The sequence below is a fragment of the Streptomyces sp. NPDC058864 genome, from assembly GCF_042742985.1.
Lineage (GTDB): Bacteria > Actinomycetota > Actinomycetes > Streptomycetales > Streptomycetaceae > Actinacidiphila.
The window spans coordinates 15,285-32,319 of sequence record NZ_JBHYMQ010000003.1; the positions used below are offsets into that span (position 1 = coordinate 15,285).

At 73.0% G+C, this 17,035-nt stretch carries 12 protein-coding genes; 6 read left to right on the top strand and 6 right to left on the bottom strand.

What is annotated here, in order from left to right:
- Nucleotides 1-83: 83 nt before the first annotated feature.
- Nucleotides 84-497: a VOC family protein gene (locus tag ACFW3D_RS03305; protein ID WP_500500761.1), complete on the top strand. Its 414-nt coding sequence runs from the start codon at nucleotides 84-86 to the stop codon at nucleotides 495-497.
- Here ACFW3D_RS03305 and ACFW3D_RS03310 read toward each other — a convergent pair.
- Nucleotides 472-2,385, bottom strand: coding sequence for a PAS domain S-box protein (locus ACFW3D_RS03310; RefSeq protein WP_500500763.1), 1,914 nt, complete (start codon nucleotides 2,383-2,385; stop codon nucleotides 472-474). The genes ACFW3D_RS03305 and ACFW3D_RS03310 overlap by 26 nt on opposite strands.
- A gap of 236 nt (nucleotides 2,386-2,621) precedes the next feature.
- On the opposite strand from ACFW3D_RS03310, the gene ACFW3D_RS03315 reads away from it, so the two are divergent.
- Nucleotides 2,622-5,036 (top strand): phosphoketolase family protein, encoded by a 2,415-nt coding sequence (locus tag ACFW3D_RS03315; RefSeq protein ID WP_500501199.1) that lies wholly within the window; start codon nucleotides 2,622-2,624, stop codon nucleotides 5,034-5,036.
- A 22-nt stretch (nucleotides 5,037-5,058) separates the two neighbouring features.
- Here ACFW3D_RS03315 and ACFW3D_RS03320 read toward each other — a convergent pair whose 3' ends face one another.
- The gene (locus ACFW3D_RS03320; RefSeq protein WP_500500765.1) at nucleotides 5,059-5,931 is read right to left on the bottom strand and encodes a DMT family protein; all 873 of its coding nucleotides are present in this window, start codon (nucleotides 5,929-5,931) and stop codon (nucleotides 5,059-5,061) included.
- A 635-nt stretch (nucleotides 5,932-6,566) separates the two neighbouring features.
- Between ACFW3D_RS03320 and ACFW3D_RS03325 the strand changes: the two genes are divergently transcribed.
- Entirely contained in the window at nucleotides 6,567-7,331 is a 765-nt protein-coding gene (locus ACFW3D_RS03325) for a DUF4097 family beta strand repeat-containing protein (RefSeq protein WP_500500767.1), read from the top strand.
- A 70-nt stretch (nucleotides 7,332-7,401) separates the two neighbouring features.
- On the opposite strand, the gene ACFW3D_RS03330 is transcribed toward ACFW3D_RS03325, so the two are convergent.
- From ACFW3D_RS03330 to ACFW3D_RS03345, 4 genes are all read right to left on the bottom strand, one after another.
- The gene (locus tag ACFW3D_RS03330) at nucleotides 7,402-8,241 is read right to left on the bottom strand and encodes a carbohydrate ABC transporter permease (RefSeq protein WP_500500769.1); all 840 of its coding nucleotides are present in this window, start codon (nucleotides 8,239-8,241) and stop codon (nucleotides 7,402-7,404) included.
- Nucleotides 8,238-9,122 carry a carbohydrate ABC transporter permease gene (locus ACFW3D_RS03335; protein ID WP_499600938.1) on the bottom strand — a complete coding sequence of 295 codons (885 nt, stop codon included), beginning with the start codon at nucleotides 9,120-9,122 and terminating at the stop codon, nucleotides 8,238-8,240. Before ACFW3D_RS03335 ends, ACFW3D_RS03330 begins: the two co-directional genes overlap by 4 nt.
- 142 nt (nucleotides 9,123-9,264) lie before the next feature.
- Nucleotides 9,265-10,539 carry an ABC transporter substrate-binding protein gene (locus tag ACFW3D_RS03340; protein ID WP_500500770.1) on the bottom strand — a complete coding sequence of 425 codons (1,275 nt, stop codon included), beginning with the start codon at nucleotides 10,537-10,539 and terminating at the stop codon, nucleotides 9,265-9,267.
- Nucleotides 10,540-10,548: 9 nt separating this feature from the next.
- Nucleotides 10,549-11,601 (bottom strand): carbohydrate kinase family protein, encoded by a 1,053-nt coding sequence (locus ACFW3D_RS03345; RefSeq protein WP_500500772.1) that lies wholly within the window; start codon nucleotides 11,599-11,601, stop codon nucleotides 10,549-10,551.
- Nucleotides 11,602-11,798: 197 nt separating this feature from the next.
- On the opposite strand from ACFW3D_RS03345, the gene ACFW3D_RS03350 reads away from it, so the two are divergent.
- From ACFW3D_RS03350 to ACFW3D_RS03360, 3 genes are read left to right on the top strand one after another with little or no spacing between them, the layout of a single operon-like run.
- Entirely contained in the window at nucleotides 11,799-12,551 is a 753-nt protein-coding gene (locus ACFW3D_RS03350; RefSeq protein WP_500500774.1) for a DeoR/GlpR family DNA-binding transcription regulator, read from the top strand.
- The gene (locus ACFW3D_RS03355; protein WP_500500776.1) at nucleotides 12,548-13,891 is read left to right on the top strand and encodes a 6-phospho-beta-glucosidase; all 1,344 of its coding nucleotides are present in this window, start codon (nucleotides 12,548-12,550) and stop codon (nucleotides 13,889-13,891) included. The genes ACFW3D_RS03350 and ACFW3D_RS03355 overlap by 4 nt, the downstream gene beginning before the upstream one ends.
- Before the next feature lie 14 nt (nucleotides 13,892-13,905).
- A complete protein-coding gene (locus ACFW3D_RS03360) occupies nucleotides 13,906-17,025 on the top strand; it encodes an alpha-mannosidase (RefSeq protein WP_500500778.1) in 3,120 nt (1,039 codons plus the stop codon).
- The last annotated feature ends 10 nt before the right edge of the window (nucleotides 17,026-17,035 follow it).

The window sequence follows — 17,035 nt, forward strand, 5'->3', positions numbered from 1 at the left end:
GTGGCCGCGCCCGCACCGCCGTCCGGGCCCCGGCTCGCCCATCGCGGACCGGAACCGACCGCAAGGCAGGCGAGCATGACGGCATGACGACGACATTCCGCGGTCTGGCCACCGTCCGTCACCACGCGCAGGACCTCGCGGCCGCGAAGGCCTGGTACACCGAACTGCTCGGCATCGAGCCCTACTTCGACACCCCGGACTACATCGAGTTCCGCCTCGGCGACCACAGCCGGGAACTGGGCGTCTCCCGCACGCCGTCCGCGCCCGCCGGTGTGGTCGCCTACTGGCACGTCGACGACCTCGACGCGGTCTGGGAGCGGCTGCTTGCCCTGGGCGCGCGCCCCCACGAGGCGCCGCGCGACCACGGCAACGGATTCGTCGCGGGCGCGGCCGTCGACCCCTTCGGGAACCTGCTCGGCGTGATGTACAACCCGCACTTCGTCGAGGTGGCCGAGGCGACCGCCCCCGGCGTCACCCGTGCGCCAGCCGGAGGGTGAACCACACCGTCTTGCCCTCGCTGGACGGCCGGGTGCCCCAGCCCGCGGCCAGGGCCTCCACCAGCAGCAGGCCGCGTCCCGACTCGTCGCCGAGCTCGGCCGGCCGGCGCTGCGGGATGTGCGTGCTGTGGTCGGTGACCTCGACGGTGATCTCCCGGTCGGTACGGTGCAGCCGCAGCCGCAGCGGCCCCTGGGCGTGCCGCACGGCGTTGGTGAGGACCTCCGAGGCCAGCAGGCAGGCGGCGTCCGAGACCTCCTCGCAGCCCCACTGCGCCAGGGTGTCGCGCACGAAGCCGCGCGCGTCGGCGACCGCCGAGGGGACGGCCGTCACCTCCATGGCGGTCGCGGCGAGCGGCGCCTCGGGCAGCCTGGCCAGCAGCAGGGTTACGTCGTCGGCGTGGCCGTCGGCGTCGGGGCGGAGCGAGGCCAGCACCATGTCGGCGGCCTCCTCGAGGCCGGGGGAACGGGCGAAGGCGGTGCGCAGCTCCGAGCCGAGCCTGCGCAGCTGTTCGTCGATGTCGGAGCGCGGCGTCTCGACCAGGCCGTCGGTGTAGAGCACGAGCGTCGACCCGGCGGGGACGGGCAGGCACACCTGCTGGTGCGGTACGTCGCCCACACCGAGGGGCACACTGATCGGCGCGGGCAGTTCGCGCACGGCGGCGCCCGGGCCCGGGTCCACCAGCAGCACCGGCAGATGGCCCGCCGAGCAGACCGTCACCTCGCCCGCGTCCGGGTCCACCACCAGGTAGCAGCAGGTGACGAGCTGGTCGGGCAGGTCGGTGACGAAGGCGTCCAGCGCCTGCATCAACTGCCGTGGGGGTATCCCGGTCTTGGCCAGCGCACGGGCCGCCGACCGGAGCTGCCCCATCACCGCGGCGGCCTCCAGGCCACGCCCCATCACGTCCCCGATGAGCACGCCGACCTGACCGCCGCCGAGCGGGATGAGGTCGAACCAGTCGCCGCCGACGCCCGCGCCCTGCGTGGCGGGGAAGTAACGGCTGGCGGTGCGCATGCCGGGCGGCTCGGGCGGCGACCCCATGAGGCTGCGCTGCAGGGTCAGCGCGATGTGCCGCTGCTGCCGGTACAGCTCCGTCAGCTCCTCCTCGGCGCGCCTGAGGTCGGCGATGTCGCGCACGATGGAGCAGGCGCCCACGATGGCCCCGTCGCGGCCGCGGATCGGCCAGAGGGTCACGTCGACGTCCAGCAGCTGCCCGGTGCTGGTCACCCGCAGCGTCTCGAAGTGCTCCACCCGCTCGCCGCGGGCGAGCCGTTCGAGCAGAGCCGCGATCTCCTCCTTCATGTGCGCCGGCGCCAGCATGGACACGTGCCGTCCGATGGCCTCCTCCGCCGAGTAGCCGTACAGCCGCTGCGCCGCCGCGTTCCAGTAGGTGATGCGGCCGTCGAGGGTCTTGGCGAGGATCGCGTCCTGGGACGACTCGACGAGCACCGCCAGCTCGTTGATGCGCTCCTCGGCGGCCTTGCGCTCGCTGACGTCGCGCACCGCCGCCGAGATCAGCAGGCCGTCGGCGGTCTGCAGCGGGCTCAGGCTGATCTCGACGGGGAACTCCCGGCCGTCCTTCCGCAGTCCGTACAGCTCCAGCCCGGCGCCCATCGGCCGCACCTGCTGGTTGTCCGCGTAGCCGTGCCGGTAGGCGGGGTGGTGGCCGCGGAAGCGATCGGGGACCAGCACCTCGACGGGGCGGCCCAGCAGTTCCTGGCGGGTGTGGCCGAACAGGGACTCGGTCTGGGCGTTGACCAGTCTGATGACGCCGGTGCCGTCCACGATGACCATCGCGTCGGGGGCCGCCTCGAGCAGCGCGCGGAACATCTCTCCCGCGGCCGGGTCTGCGACGGCCGGCGCCGCCGTGTCGGTCCGGGTCTTGTGCATCGTGGTCCCCCTGTCGATCCGGGCGTCCTTACGGGGCCGATTCCGGGACCGTAGGGCCTGACGGCGGGCGGCACCGGGGATGCGCCGAAAGCGGTCCGGTTCGCCCGAATCCGCTCAATCCGCGATCTTCCCCGCCTCCTCCTGCGGCACGCGCACTCCAGATCACGGCCCGTGTCGGACATCCCGTCGGCGCCCGGACAGCCGGAAGAGGCCCCATCCGGCCCTAGCGGACCGTCATCGCGAATGCCGAGTCTGGGAAGGAGAGGTCCCCCGTACCCGATGTCCCGGAGGAAGCCATGCACGACGAGGAGCTCCGTGCCCTCGACGCCCATTGGCGCGCCGCGAACTACCTGGCGGTCGGCCAGATCTACCTGATGGGAAATCCGCTCCTGGCCGAACCGCTCCGCCCCGAGCACATCAAGCCACGGCTGCTCGGCCACTGGGGCACATCCCCCGGCCTCAACCTCGTCCACACCCACCTCAACCGGGTGATCAAGGCCCGCGGGCAGCGGGCGCTCGCCGTCTGGGGGCCGGGGCACGGCGGCCCGGCCGTCCTGGCGAACTCGTGGCTGGAGGGCACGTACTCGCGGACCTACCCGGACGTCCCCCGCGACGCGGAGGGGATGGGCCGGCTGTTCCGGCAGTTCTCCTTCCCCGGCGGAGTGCCGAGCCACGTCGCACCGGAGACCCCCGGCTCCATCCACGAGGGCGGTGAGCTGGGCTACTCGCTCTCGCACGCCTACGGCGCCGCCTTCGACCACCCCGGGCTCGTCGTCACCTGCGTGATCGGCGACGGCGAGGCCGAGACCGGGCCGCTCGCCGCGTCCTGGCACTCCAACAAGTTCCTCGACCCGGTCCACGACGGGGCCGTCCTGCCGGTCCTGCACCTGAACGGCTACAAGATCGCCAACCCCACCGTGCTCGCCCGGATCCCGGAGAGCGAGCTCGACGAACTGCTCCGCGGCTACGGCCACGAACCGCTGCACGTCACCGGTGACGACCCGCCGGCGGTGCACGCGGCGATGGCCGAGGCGATGGACGCAGCCCTGGACCGCATCGCGGAGATCCAGGCCGCCGCACGCGAGGGCGGCGAGCGCGGGCGCCCGCGGTGGCCGGTGATCGTACTGCGCACGCCCAAGGGGTGGACCGGCCCGGCCGAGGTCGACGGCCTGCCCGTGGAGGGCACCTGGCGCGCCCATCAGGTGCCGTTGCCCGCGGTCCGCGACAACCCGCAGCACCTGCGGCAGCTCGAGGAGTGGATGCGTTCCTACCGGCCGCACGAGCTGTTCGACGAGCATGGCGCGCCCACCGCGCAGGTGCTGGCCTGCGTCCCCGAGGGCGACCTGCGGCTCGGCGCCACCCCCTACGCCAACGGCGGTCTGCTGCTGCGCGACCTGCCCGTGCCGCCCCTGGAGCGGTTCGCCGTCGAGGTCGACAAGCCCGGTGCGACCCTGCACGAGCCCACCCGGGTCCTCGGCGGGCTGCTGGAAAGCGTCATGGCCGGCACCGCCGAGCGCCGCGACTTCCGGCTCGTCGGCCCCGACGAGACCGCCTCCAACCGGCTCGACGCCGTCTACGAGGCAAGCGGCAAGGCCTGGCAGGCCGAGGTCCTCCCCGTCGACGAACACCTCGACCGGCACGGGCGCGTCATGGAGATCCTCTCCGAGCACACCTGCCAGGGCTGGCTGGAGGGATACCTCCTCACCGGCAGGCACGGGCTGTTCTCCTGCTACGAGGCCTTCGTCCACATCGTCGACTCGATGGTGAACCAGCACGTCAAGTGGCTGCGCACCACCCGGGCGCTGCCCTGGCGGCGTCCCATCGCCTCCCTGAACTACCTGCTGACCTCGCACGTGTGGCGGCAGGATCACAACGGCTTCTCCCACCAGGACCCCGGCTTCATCGACCACATCCTCAACAAGGCGCCCGAGGTCGTGCGGGTCTACCTGCCGCCGGACACCAACACGCTGCTGTCGACCGCCGAGCACGTGCTGCACAGCCGCGACTACGTCAACGTCGTCGTCGCCGGCAAGCAGCCCTGCTTCGACTGGCTCGACCTCGATGCCGCCCGCGCCCACTGCGCCCGCGGCGCCGGTGTGTGGCAGTGGGCGGGCACCGAGGACGGCACCCGCGAACCGGACGTCGTCCTCGCCTGCGCCGGGGACGTCCCCACCCAGGAGGTGCTGGCCGCCGCCTCGCTGATCCGCCGTCATCTGCCGGAGCTGGCCGTACGGGTGGTCAACGTGGTCGACCTGGCGCGGCTGCTGCCCAAGGAAGAGCACCCGCACGGCATGGCGGACCCGGACTACGACGCGCTCCTCACCCGCGACAAGCCGGTGATCTTCGCCTACCACGGCTACCCGTGGCTCATCCACCGGCTCGCCTACCGCCGTGCCGGCCACGCCCACCTGCACGTGCGCGGCTACAAGGAGATCGGCACCACGACCACACCCTTCGACATGGTCGTCCGCAACGACCTCGACCGCTTCCGGCTGGTCATGGACGTCATCGACCGCGTGCCGGGGCTCGCGGTGCGGGCCGCGCCGGTACGCCAGCTGATGGAGGACGCCCGGCTGCGGCACCACGCGTGGATCCGCGAGCACGGCACGGACCTGCCGGAGGTCGCCGACTGGACGTGGCCGGGGCGGTGACCCGCTGACCGGCGGTCCTCCCTCACGGCGCGCCGCCCGCGGCCGACGCGGGCGGCGCGTCCTGCTCCGCCTCCCCGAACCGCGCGAGAGCCAGCGCCCCCGCGATCGACAGCACGAAGCCGAGCACGGCGAGCGGGGCCCGGTCGTGCCGCGTGGAGTCCCCCAGCCACACCACCCCGAAGAGCGCGGGCCACAGCGACTCGGTGATGACCATCGCGGCCGTCGCCGCGGTCACCGAGCCGGACTGGAGGGCGTCGACGAGGAAGAGGAAACCGGTGATCCCCGAGATGACGACGGCGTACGTCGCCGGGTCCGCGAGCAGTTCGCCCGGTTCGAACCCGATCAGCATCCGCACCGCCACCGCCACGACGCCGAAGGCGAGCCCGGCCACGGCGCCGAGCACCGCAGCCCGGCTGCGCGTCGCGCGGCGTTCCACGATCCGGCCGGCGACCGCCAGCACCACCGCCGTGACGAGGATCGCCAGCCGCAGCCGCAGGTCACCCTCGCCCCCGCCGTCCCGCCCCGCGGAGACGGCCAGTACCGCGAGCCCGAGGCAGACCGCCCCGACCGCCGTCCACTCCGCCGCGCGCAACCGCACCTTCAGCAGCACCGCCGCCACCACAGCGGTGACCGCGAGCGAGGACGCCAGCGCCGCCTCGACCACGAACAGCGCCACGGACCGCAGCGCGACCAGTTCCGCCGCGAAGCCCAGCGCGTCCATCCCGACGCCCGCGACGAACGGCCAGCAGCGCAGCGCCGCGAGCAGCGTCCGCGCACCCGAGCGCGGCGCCCCCGGCGAGGCGGCGGCGGCCCGGCGCGCGCCCATGGCCTGTATCACCGTCGCCGTCCCCATCAGCACGGCGGCACAGAGGGCGAAGGCGATACCGGGTCCCATGCACGGACCGTAACCGCCTGAGCCGTGCGCCCGGTGCGACCGCCACGCGCTTCGCGGCGGTGCGGATGCGGGGGGTTCTCCGCCGCGTCCCCCACCGGAGCCTTCCCCGGCCCCGCGCCGAACGGCGGCGACCCCGCGAGCACCTGCCCGGCCGGCAGGAACAGCGCGCCGGGCAGCGCCGGTTCACGGGCTTCGCCGTGCGGCCCGTGCTCGTCGACCGAGCCGTACCGGTCCGGCAGCACCCCGGTCGGGCCGGACAGAGCGGCCTTGGCGCCGGCGTGCCCGGCGACGTGCGAGGCGGTGCCCGCGGTGCCGGCGGGGCCAGGGTGGCCACGCCCACCGGGAACGGGCCCACGTGCGAGACGGTGGAGAAGGCCGGCAGCCGCTTCAAGTGCCGTTGCCGCCGGCGCATCACCGCCCCCACCAGCGCGGTCAGCCCCCCGCGCGCCGCGCGCTCGCTCGCTGCCACCCGTGCGCCGCACCTGCCGCGACGCTCCCGATGGATGCGCGTGCACCCGCGCCCGGGCAGGCAGGTCACCCCAACGGGGGATCGGGAATGCGCCGTTCGCGGAGATATGCTCCGGAGGGGACGGAGGGTGACGAGGGGCAGGACGAGGGGCAAGGAGTGAGCTGTGATGAAGAGTCGGTCTGCCGTGGCGGCCGTGTTCGCCCTCGTCGCGGGCGGGTTCCTGGTCTCCTGCGACGCGGGGGGCGGCGCGCGGGAACGGCCCGCAGCCGCGGGCCCCGGCTCACCGTCCGCGCCCGGCGCGGACAGCGATGCGAGCGGCGGCACGCCCTCCTCGTCCCCGCCGCATGCGTACGAGGTGTCCGGCGTCAGGGCGCTGACCGTGCACAACGTGAACGGCACCGTGCGCGTCACCGCGGGCAGCGGGCCGGTGTCGGTGGTGGAGACGCTGGAATACGGCGCCGTCAAGCCCACCACCCGCCACCAGGTGAAGGACGGCACCCTGGAACTGACCGGCACCGGCTGCGGGGACAGCAGCCCCTGCCGGGTCGACTACACGGTGACGGTCCCCGCCGCCACGCCGGTCACCGTCAGGCTCGGCAACGGCGACGTGGACGTCGAGGGGGTGACCGGGCCGGTGGACCTCACCACGCGCAACGGCGGTGTCAGGGGCGCCGCGCTGGGCGCCCGCGAGGCGACGCTGAAGAGCGAGAACGGCACCGTCGAGGCGGCGTTCGCCGCCGCGCCGCGGGACGTCGACGCCGGCACCGGGAACGGCGCGGTCACGGTCGTCGTGCCCGCGGGCCGCTCGTACGACGTCCGGGCCGCGGCCGCCGTCGGGATGCGGGAGGTGAGCGTGCCGGCCGACCCCTCCTCGCCGCACCGGATCACCGCGACCACCCGGACCGGTGTCGTCACGGTGCGCACGGGCTGACCGCCCGCTTCACGTTTTCGGGACGCGGGGTGCCGAGGCCGGCCGCGGCACCCCGCGTCCCGGTGGCGGATCAGCCGCGGACGGCCCCCTCGGTCGCGCCCGCGATGAAGCCCCGCGCGAAGAGCGCGAAGACCAGCACCAGGGGCGCGGAGGCGAGCAGCACGGCGGCCATCACGACGCTGTAGTCGGTGGAGCGGCCGACGTTGAGCTGGGCCAGGGCGACCTGGAGCGTGATGTGCTCGGGGTTGACCAGGGCGATCAGCGGCCAGACGTAGTCGTTCCAGGCGTTGACGAAGGCGTAGATGCCGAGGAACGCCAGCGCGGGGCGGATCATGGGCAGCACCACGTGCCAGTACTGGCGCAGGAAGCCGCAGCCGTCCATGCGGGCGGCGTCGAGGAGTTCGTCGGGAACGCCGCCGCTGATGTACTGGCGCAGCCAGAAGATGCCGAAGGCGTTGGCGAGCGCGGGCGGGATGAGCGCCTTGAGCGTGCCGAGCCAGCCCAGGTGCATCATGATCAGGTACTGCGGGATGATCGCCAGCTGCAGCGGCAGCATCATGAAGACGAGCAGCACCCCGAAGAGCCACCTGCGTCCGGGGAAGTCGAACTTGGCGAAGGCGAAGGCCGCGATCGAGTCGACGAAGAGCACGAGCACGGTCGAGACGCAGGCGACGGCCAGCGTGTTGAGCATCGAGCCGAAGAAGTCGACGCTGTCCAGCACCGTGCGGACGTTGTCCAGCAGGTGCGGGCCGAAGGAGACCTTGGGCGGCGTCCGGTAGATGTCGCGCGTGGTGTTGGTCGCCATGACGATCGTCCAGTAGAACGGGAAGACCGAGACGAGGACCGCGGCGATCAGCACGAGGTGGGCGTAGAGCCCCTTGGGCCGCAGCGACCGTGCGGTGCGCGTCATGACTTCCTCCCGCGCTGGACGAGGCGCCAGTTGACGGCGACGAGCACCAGGATGAGCACGAAGAACGCCCAGACGATGGCGGCGCCGTAGCCGAAGTCGTTGTTGGAGAACGCCGATTGGTAGAAGTAGAGCAGTGTGGTCAGGCCGGCCTGACCGGGGCCGCCGAGATTGGCGTTGGCCGCGTTGCTGCCGAACAGCACCTGCGGTTCGGTGAAGCTCTGCAGGCCGTTGACGGTCGAGATGACCACCGTGAAGAGGATGACCGGACGCAGGATCGGCACCGTGATGCGGAAGAAGGTCCGCACCGGCCCGGCCCCGTCGATCCGTGCCGCCTCGTAGACCTCGCCGGGGATGGCCTGCATCCCCGCCAGGTAGATGATCATGTTGTAGCCGGTCCACTGCCAGGTCATCAGCAGCGCGATGACCAGCTTGATGGTCCACGGATTGCTCATCCACTGGACCTCGGGCAGGCCGGCCATGTGCAGGATCGCGTTGACCAGGCCGAAGTTGTTGCTGAAGACCGCGCCGAAGAAGATCGCGATGGCGACGATGGAGGTGACGTTCGGCAGGAAGAGCGCGATCCGGTAGAAGGACTTGAACCGCCGCACGGAGTTGAGCAGCGTGGCCAGCACCAGGGCCCCGAAGAGCGTCGGCACCGTCGACAGCACCCAGATGGCCAGGGTGTTGCGGATCGACAGCCAGAAGACCGGGTCGTCCATCAGGAAGCGGAACTGCTGCAACCCGACGAACTGCATCTCGCCGATGCCGTCCCAGCGCTGGAAGGCCAGGTAGAGCGAGTAGAACACCGGCCAGAGCATGAAGACGCCGAAGACCAGGTAGAACGGCGAGATCGCCAGGTACTGCGGCCAGAAGGAGAGCACCCCGCGCCGGGCGGCCCGCGCCGCCGGCGGCAGGTGGTGCGCGGGCGCGGAACGGCGCGGACGGAAGCGCGGCCGCCCCGGCCCGCCGTCGGTGGTGCCCACCGCGACGGAGCCGGGGCCGGTGGTCGGAGGCGCCGCCATGTCAGCGCACGCCCTGCCGCTGCGCGATCTGCTTCGCCTGGGCCACGGCGTCCTTCCACGCGTCGTCCGGCTTCTTGCCCTTGGTCTCGACGTTGGTCAGCTCGGTCTTGTACGTCGCCATCAGGGCCGCGTCCGCCGGGGCCTCGTACGCCGCGGGGATCGCCTTGGCCGCCGGCCCGAAGACGTCGATGGTCTTCTGGCCGCCGAAGTACGGGTCGCCGGCGGTCATCTGCGGCATGGCGTACGCCGCGGGGGCGGCCGGGAAGATCGCGGCGTCGGCGAAGCCACGGGCGTCGTTGGCGGGGCTCAGCAGCCAGCTCACGACCTTGAAGGCCTGCTCGGGGTTGCGGCACTGGCGGGGCAGCGCCAGGAACGAGCCGCCGAGGTTGGACGGGCCGCCCGGCATCGGGGCCACCCGCCACTTGCCCTTGGCGTCGGGGGCGGCGGAGGAGATGTCCAGGGCGTGCCAGGCGGCGCCGAGTTCGGTCGCCAGGGTGCCCTTGGCGATGGCCGCGTTCCAGCTGTTGTCGTTGATCTTGGCGTCGAGCCCCAGCTCGTACGGCCGGACGGCCAGGTCCCAGGCGGCGCGGATGTGGTCCTGGTCGCCGACGAAGTGGTTGTCGGTGTCGATGAAGCGCTGCGTGCCCTGTCCGACGGCGATGTCGAAGACCGCGCTCGCGCTGTTGATCAGCGACGCCGACGGCACCGCCCTGTGCAGTTCCCGGCCGGCGTCGAGCCAGTCGTCCCAGGTCTTGATCTGCGCCGCGACCTCGTTCGGTTCGGAGGGCAGCCCGGCCTGCTCGAAGAAGTCCGCCCGGTAGAACATCGCGGTGGGGCCGATGTCGATCGGGAAGCCGATCTGCCGGCCGTCCTCGCTCCGCGCCAGCTTGGTCTTCCACTCCAGGTACTGCGGGGCGACGTCCTTGAAGCCCAGTTCGTTCAGGTCCAGGAAGCGGTTGGCGTTGGGCAGGAAGGAGGCCATGTCCTCGCCCTTGATGCCGGTGATGTCGGGCACGGACTGGCCGCCGGTCAGCGTCGTGAGCAGCTTCTGCTTGAAGTCGCCGCCTATCTGCGCGGACTTCAGGGTCACCGCGGTGAAGTGTGCCTCGGCGTCCTTGACAACCTTGTCACTCAGCCCGCCGCCCCAGTACCAGAGCGTGAGGTTCTTGCCGTTCCTGGTGCCGCCCGCTCCGCCGCCGCCGCACGCGGCGGTGAGGCCGGCGGCCGCGGCGGTGAGCACGGTCGCCTGCAGGAATCGTCTGCGGGAAAGGTCCACGGGGTTCTCCTACTGCTCGGGCTGATCGGCGTGGTGCGGGCCGGCGGCGGTCGTCGCGGCGGCCGGCACGGCGTGGTCGAGGAAGGCGTACGCGGAACGCAGTTCGTCGTTGCCGGGGGAGTCGCGCACGGCCCGCCACCAGCGGCCGACGGCCGCCAGGTCCGGTGCGGCGGCGGCGCCCCCGATCCGCCCGACGGACAGCGCGGCGACGAGGTTGGCGAAGCGCAGCCGGTCGGCGAGCGGCCGGCCGGCCAGGGTGGCGGCGACCAGCCCGGCACCGAAGACGTCGCCGGCGCCGGTGGTGTCGGCGGCGTCCACCGGAAGGCCGGCCACCGACGCGGTCTCGCCCGTCGTGGAGTCCACCGCCAGCGCGCCCCCGGCGCCGTCGGTGACCACGGCGAGCGGTACCAGGTCGGCCAGCCGGGACAGCGCCGCCCGCGGGGTGGTGGTGCGGGTGTAGGCCATCGCCTCGTCGGCGTTGGGCATGAAGGCGTGGCACAGGGCGAGCTGCTCCAGCACCGCCGGGCTCCAGCGCTCCGAGGGGTCCCAGCCGACGTCGGCGAAGACCAGGGTGCCCGCGGCGTGCGCGCGCCCCACCCACTCCAGCGGCTCGGCGCCGATGTGGGCGATCGCGGCCCGGCTGGGCGGCGGTTCGCCGATCATCGCGTCCGGGCCGAGCGGCGGCTCCTGGCCGTGGGTGACCAGCGCCCGGTCGCCGTCGTACGCGAGGGAGACGGTCACCGGCGTCGGCCATCCGGCGAACCGGCGCGAGCGCGACAGGTCGACGCCCTCGGTGACGGACAGCTCGTGCCACAGGTGCGTGCCGAGCAGGTCCTCGCCGAAGGCCGCGGACAGCGACGTACGCAGCCCCAGCCTGCTCAGCGCGACCGCGAAGTTGGCGATCCCGCCGGGGGAGGTGCCCATGTCCTTGGTCCACACCTCGGCGCCCGGGGTGGGCGCCGAGGGGAGCCCGGTGAAACCCAGGTCGAAGAAGAGCAGCCCTGACAGGAAGACATCGGCTGCCTCCTCCCGGGTGCTGCCGGCGTGTGTCGACCGCGGCATTGCGACCTACCTCTCCAGGGGCACCGGGGCGGAGAGCGCCCGGTGCTTCGTGTCCCCCCGGTCCAGGCCCGGACGGGGGGACGCCCCGGCCTGAAGTAGGCAAGAGCTTGCATGCTGTGCAGTGGTTTGACAAGGGTCAATCACAAACCTGCTCGACTTTGATTGACTTTGCAGAGAGCCCGGGTAGGGTTCGGGACATGCTCCCCGACCGACGACATGAGCTGATCCTCCGCGCACTGCGGTCGGACGGCCCCACCTCGGTGACCGTGCTGGCCGACCGGATCGGCGCCAGCCAGGCCACGATCCGCCGCGACCTCATGCAGCTCGAGGACGAGGGCCTGCTGAAGCGCGTCTACGGCGGCGCGGTCCCGCTGACCGGCGAGGACGACCCGTTCCCGGACGTCGCCGCGGTCCGCGTCGAGGCCAAGGACGCCATCGCCGTCCGCTGCGCCGAGATCATCCAGGACGGCGAGACCGTCCTGCTGGACATCGGGACCACCGCCCTGCGGGTCGCCCGGCAGCTGCGCGGCCGCTCGCTCACCGTGATCACCAGCAACCTCGCGGTCTACGAGGAGCTGCAGGACGAGAAGGACGTGCAGCTGGTGCTGCTCGGCGGGGTGGTGCGCCGCGAGTACCGCTCCCTGGTCGGCTTCCTCACCGAGGACAACCTGCGCCAGGTCCGGGCCGACCGGCTGGTCATGGGCACCAGCGGCATCCGCCCGGACGGGCAGATACTGGACACGACCGCCGTGGAGGTGCCCGTCAAACGGGCCATGATCGCGGCGAGCGACCAGGTGGTGCTCGTGGCGGACGCCGGGAAGTTCCCCGGCACCGGCATGGCCCGGGTGTGCGGGCCGGAGGACATCGACGTCGTGGTGACCAACGCCCCGGCGGACACGACGACCCGGACCTCGCTGCGCGAGGCGGGGGTGGAGGTGGTCGAGGCATGAGGCTCACGATTCTCGGTGGTGGCGGCTTCCGCGTCCCGCTGGTCCACCGCGCCCTGCTGGAGGACCGCGCGGAGGGCCGGGTCACCCACGTCACCCTGCACGACCTGGACCCCGCACGCCTGGACGCCATCGTCCGGGTGCTGCGGCAGCAGGCGCAGGGCCACCCCGACGCGCCCGGGGTCACCGTCACGACCGACCTCGACGAAGCGGTCACCGGCGCCGACTTCGTGTTCTCCGCGATCCGCGTCGGCGGCCTCGCGGGACGCGTCGTCGACGAGCGCGTCGCCCTCGACGAGGGGGTCCTCGGCCAGGAGACGGTCGGCGCCGGCGGCATCGCCTACGGGCTGCGCACCATCCCCGTCGCCGTCGACATCGCCCGCCGCATCGCGCGGCTCGCGCCCGACGCCTGGGTCATCAACTTCACCAACCCCGCCGGCATGGTCACCGAGGCCATGTCCCACCACCTCGGCGACCGCGTCATCGGCATCTGCGACTCGCCCGTCGGCCTCGGCAAGCGCGTGGCGCGCGCCCTCGGCGTCGACCCCGGCCGGGCCTGGTTCGACTACGCGGGCCTGAACCACCTCGGCTGGCTGCGCGCGGTCCGAGTGGACGGCGTCGACCTGCTCCCGCGGCTGCTGGCCGACGAGGCGGCGCTCACCTCCTTCGAGGAGGGCAAGCTCTTCGGCGCCGACTGGCTGCGCACCCTCGGCTCGGTGCCCAACGAGTACCTGAACTACTACTACTCCAACCGCGAGGCCGTCGCCGCCGCGCGCGACGCCGAGCACACCCGCGGCGCCTTCCTCCTGGAGCAGCAGCAGCGCTTCTACGAGAAGATGCGCGCCCCGGGCACCGAGCCCTTCGCCGCCTGGGACGCCACCCGCCTGGAGCGCGAGACCACTTACGGCGCCGACGTCCGGGAGGCCGCGGGAGCCGGTGAACGCGACTCGTGCGACCTGGAGTCCGGCGGCTACGAGAAGGTCGCCCTCGCCCTGATGCGGGCCATCGCCCTCGACGAGCGCACCACGCTGATCCTCAACGTCCGCAACCGCCGGGCCCTCGACCCGCTCGACTCCGAGGCCGTCGTCGAGGTGCCCTGCCACGTGGACGCCAACGGGGCCCGCCCCATCGTCGGCGATCCGCTGCCCGGCCACGCCGTCGGCCTGGTCACCGCCGTCAAGGCGGTCGAGCGCGACGTCATCACCGCCGCCACCACCGGCGACGGCGCGGCCGCACTGCGGGCCTTCGCGCTGCACCCGCTCGTCGACTCCGTCGCCGTCGCCCGCCGCCTGCTCGACGGATACCGCAAGCACGTACCCGACCTCGCCTACCTCCGGGACTGAGGGGACCAGCACCCATGCACGACGACCGCAAGCAGGTCGAGGCGCGCCTCGACCGCGTCCTCGAACAGCGCATCCGCCCAGCGGTGTACGGCGCGTCGGTACCGCTGACGCTCACCGCGTGGCACGTGGAGGGCGAACCGGTGCCGGTGGGCGAGGCGCTGGCCGCCGAGTACGTGCCCTTCGCGACCGGCGACCGCTGGGGCACCCCCTGGTCGACCAGCTGGATACGCGCCCGGGGCACGGTCCCCGCCGAGTGGGCCGGCCGCCGCGTGGAGGCCGTCTTCGACCTCGGCTTCATCGGCGACTGGCCCGGCGGCCAGGCCGAGGCCCTGGTCCACGACGCCTCCGGCACCCCGGTCAAGGGCATCGAGCCGCGCAACCAGTACGTGCCCGTCGCGAACCCCGCGGCCGGCGGTGAACCGGTGGAGCTGCTGCTGGAGGCCGCCGCCAACCCCGACATCCTGGCCAAGGGCTTCCTGCCGACCCCGCTCGGCGACCGGCTCACCGCCCCCGCCGAGCCGCTGTACACGATGGCGCGCGCCGACCTCGCCGTGCTGGACGAGGACGTGTGGCACCTCGTCCTCGACATCGAGGTCGCCGGCGAGCTGATGCGCGAGCTGTCCACGAACGAGCCGCGCCGCCACGAACTGCTGCGCGCCCTGGAGCGGATGCTCGACGCCCTCGACATCGCCGACGTCGCCGGCACCGCGGCCGCGGCCCGCGCCGAACTCGCCGGGGTGCTCTCCCGGCCCGCGCACGCCAGCGCCCACACGCTGTCCGCGGTCGGCCACGCCCACATCGACAGTGCGTGGCTGTGGCCGCTGCGCGAGACCAAGCGCAAGACCGCCCGGACCTTCTCCAATGTGACCGCGCTCGCCGCCGACTACCCGGAGCTGGTGTTCGCCTGCTCCCAGGCCCAGCAGTACGCCTGGGTCAAGGAGCGCAACCCCGAGGTGTACCGCCGCATGCAGGAGGCGGCGAAGGCCGGCAACTGGGTGCCGGTGGGCGGCATGTGGGTGGAGGCCGACGGCAACCTGCCGGGCGGCGAGGCGATGGCCCGCCAGCTGATCCACGGCAAGCGCTTCTTCGCCGAGGAGTTCGGCGTCGAGTGCCGGGGGGTGTGGCTGCCCGACTCCTTCGGCTACACCGGCGCCTACCCGCAGATCGCCCGGCTGGCCGGGATGGAGTGGTTCCTCACGCAGAAGATCTCGTGGAACCAGACGAACAAGATGCCGCACCACACCTTCTGGTGGGAGGGCATCGACGGCACCCGCATCTTCACGCACTTCCCGCCCGTCGACACCTACAACGCGGTCTTCTCCGGCGAGGAGATGGCCCACGCCGTGCGCAACTACGCGGACAAGGGCGGCGGCACGCGTTCCCTGGTCCCCTTCGGCCACGGCGACGGCGGGGGCGGCCCCACCCGCGAGATGCTGGAGAAGGCCCGGCGCCTGCGCGACCTGGAGGGCTCGGCCAAGGTCGTCGTCCAGGACCCGGACACCTTCTTCCGCGAGGCCCGGGAGGAGTACGAGGACGCCCCGGTGTGGTCCGGCGAGCTCTACCTGGAGCTGCACCGCGCCACGTACACCAGCCAGGCCCGCACCAAGTCCGGCAACCGGCGGGGCGAGCACCTGCTGCGCGAGGCCGAGCTGTGGGCCGCCACGGCCGCGCTGCGCGACCCCTCGTACGCGTACCCGTACGAGGACCTCGACCGGCTGTGGAAGACGGTCCTGCTCCACCAGTTCCACGACATCCTGCCCGGCTCCTCCATCGCCTGGGTGCACCGCGAGGCCGAGGCGACCTACGCCCGCCTGAAGGAGGAGCTGGAGGCGATCACCGCAGGCGCCGCCGCGGTGGTGGCCGGCGACCCCGGCACCGGGCGGTCGGCGCCGTGGGTGTTCAACACCTCGCCGCGGCCCCGGGCAGAGGTCGTCACCGTGCCGGCGGCGCCGGACGGAGCCGGCGGCCAGCCCCTCGCCGACGGCACGGTGGCGGTCTTCGCCGAGCTGCCCGCCTCCGGCGCGGGGCCCCTCGTGGCGGCCGAGCCGGGCGGGAGGGTGACCGTCACCGAGCGCGTCCTGGACAACGGGCTGGTCCGCGTCGAACTCGACGACGACGGCCTGCTCACCTCGGTGTTCGACCTGAGAGCGGGCCGCGAGGTGCTGGCCCCCGGCGAGCGCGGCAACCTGCTGCGGCTGCACACCGACCTGCCCAACCAGTGGGACGCCTGGGACATCGACCGGCACTACCGGCGGCAGTACACCGACCTGACGGCCGTGGACGCGATCACCGTCGTCGAGGAGGGCCCGCTCGTCGGCGCGATCCGCGTCGAGCGGTCCTTCGGCGGCTCCCGCCTCGCGCAGACCGTACGGCTGCGCGCGGGCAGCCCGCGGATCGACTTCGACACGGAGATCGACTGGCACGAGAGCGAGAAGATCCTCAAGGCGGCCTTCCCGCTGGACGTGCACGCCGACCGCAGCGCCGCCGAGATCCAGTTCGGGCACGTCTTCCGGCCCACCCACACCAACACCAGCTGGGACGCGGCCCGTTTCGAGGTCTTCTGCCACCGCTGGGTGCATGTCGCGGAGCCGGGGTACGGGGTGGCCGTGATCAACGACTCGACCTACGGCCACGACGTGGGCCGCACCTCGCGCGAGGACGGCGGCACGACCACGACGCTGCGGCTCAGCCTCGTCCGGGCGCCCCGCGTCCCCGACCCGCACGCCGACCAGGGCACGCACCGCATGACGTACGCGCTGCTGCCCGGCGCGGCCGTCGAGGACGCCGTGGCGGGCGGCTACGAGCTCAACCTGCCGCTGCGCGTCACCGCCGGGGCCGCGGACGCCGATCCGGCCGCGCCCCTGGTGACGCTCGACGGCACGCGGGCCGCGATCGAGGCGGTCAAGCTCGCCGACGACCGCTCCGGCGACGTGGTCGTCCGGCTCTACGAGTCCCTCGGCGGGCGCGCCGCGACGACCCTGCGGGCCTCGTTCCCCGTGGCGCGGGTGCAGGTGACCGACCTGCTGGAACGCCCGCTGGAGGGGGAGGACGCGGAGCTCGGGCCCGACGGCGGGATCCGGCTGGCCCTGCGGCCGTTCCAGATCCTCACCCTGCGTCTCACGCCGCGCGCGTAGCCGCCCCACC